Origin of the sequence: Streptomyces sp. NPDC051561, assembly GCF_044454195.1 — a bacterium.
Taxonomy (GTDB): Bacteria; Actinomycetota; Actinomycetes; order Streptomycetales; family Streptomycetaceae; genus Streptomyces.
Map to the genome: position 1 here is coordinate 1 of NZ_JBITDM010000063.1, position 1,770 is coordinate 1,770.

Annotated in this window: 1 protein-coding gene; it reads left to right on the plus strand. The window is 68.4% G+C overall.

Annotation, left to right across the window (positions count from 1 at the left end; all coding sequences use genetic code 11):
• Positions 1 to 164: 164 nt before the first annotated feature.
• The gene (locus ACIA73_RS41920; protein ID WP_399444279.1) at positions 165 to 1,733 is read left to right on the plus strand and encodes an ISL3 family transposase; all 1,569 of its coding nucleotides are present in this window, start codon (positions 165 to 167) and stop codon (positions 1,731 to 1,733) included.
• Positions 1,734 to 1,770 lie beyond the last annotated feature (37 nt).

Here is a 1,770-nt window from a genome sequence, read left to right on the forward strand (position 1 = left end):
TGGGCTCTGGCAGCGATCACGGGGAGCCGTCACGCTCGGTGAGGGGACTGTTCGACTCCGGACTATGAACCGTGGTGCGCCGCGGTCCGGATCACTGAATATGACGCTCCATCAGGTGTGGTGAGTGAGGGCTGTTTCGTATCGTCCGGGGCGATGTCCAGGGCATGGACCCCGACGAGATCTCCTGGCAGGACGTGCTGTTCGAGGGCATCGACGTGTTGATCACCGCCGCAGTGCACAGTGCGGGCGGGCTGAGAGTGCGGCTGGCCGGGCGGCGCGGTGACGGCATTTGTCCGTCCTGCGGTCGGGCGTCAGCGCGGGTGCACGACCGCTACGAGCGGCAGTTGCAGGATCTTCCGCTGGCCGGGCACGCGGTACGGATCCTGCTGTCCGTGCGACGGTTCGTGTGCATCGATCCGGCTTGCTCCCAGCGCACATTCGCTGAGCAGATAGTGGGGCTGACCAGCCCGTACGCGCGGTGCAGTGACCGGCTCGGCGAGCTCCTGGACCGGGTCGCGCTCGCACTGGCGGGCCGCGCCGGGTCCCGGATGGTCACTGCTCTGGGGCTGACCGCAGGGCGAATGGGGCTGCTCAATCGCGTCCGGGCGATGCCAGATCCGCTCTATGACACTCCGCGGGTCCTGGGTGTCGATGATTTCGCCACCCGCCGCGGTGTCAGGTATGCCACGGTGATCACCCATGGTGAGACCCACCAGGTCATCGACGTGCTGCCGGGTCGCGAGGCGGCGCCGTTGGCCGCCTGGCTGACCGCTCATCCCGGAGTGGAGGTCATCTGCCGGGACCGGGCCGGCGCTTACGCAGAGGGCTCCCGGCTCGGCGCCCCACAAGCAGTCCAGGTCGCCGACCGATTTCACCTCTGGCAGGGCCTCGGTCGGGCCGTGGAGAAGACCGTCGGCGCCCACCGCTCCTGCCTGCGAGAACCGGCCCCGGCGCCGGCGGACGGCACTGATGCCGAGCCGGAGGTCGATCCCACCGGACCGCGAGCCGAACGCAAGCGCGCCGCCCACGCCCAGGTCCATGAGCTGATCGCCCAGGGCCACAGCCTCCGGGCGATCGCCCGGCATCTTGGGTGGGGCCGGAAAACGGTGATGAGGTACGCGCACGCGGCCCGCTGGCAGGACATGATCGTCGGAATGCCGGTGCGGCCGAGCAAGCTCGATCCCTACAAGCCCTACTTGCAACGCCGCTGGTCAGAAGGGTGTACGAACGCCCTCGCCCTGCACCGCGACATCACCGAACGGGGCTACCCCGACGGATACGCCTCCGTCCGCGACTACCTCGTGGCTTTCCGGCCCAAGGCCGGCACCCCGGCGCCCGCCCCGCCGAGCGTCCGGCGGGTCACCGGCTGGCTCACCCGGCACCCCAGCACGCTCAGCGAAGAGGAACATCAGCACCTCAAGACCATCCTGGCCCGATGCCCCGAACTGCAGGCCACCCACCAGCACATCCGCGACTTCGGCGAGATCCTTACCTGCCGCCTCGGTGGCCTGCTCCCCGACTGGATCAACAGAGTCGTCCGGGACGATCTGCCCGGACTGACCAGCTTCGCCCGCGGCCTGAACAGCGACTTCGACGCGGTCACCGCCGGCCTCACCCTGCCGTGGAGCTCTGGCGGCATCGAAGGCGTCGTGAACCGCATCAAAAAGATCAAGAGGCAGCTCTATGGACGTGCCGAATTCGAACTACTCCGGAAGCTGATTCTGCTTCAGTGACCGACCGTGACGGCTCCCCGTGATCGCTGCCAGAGCC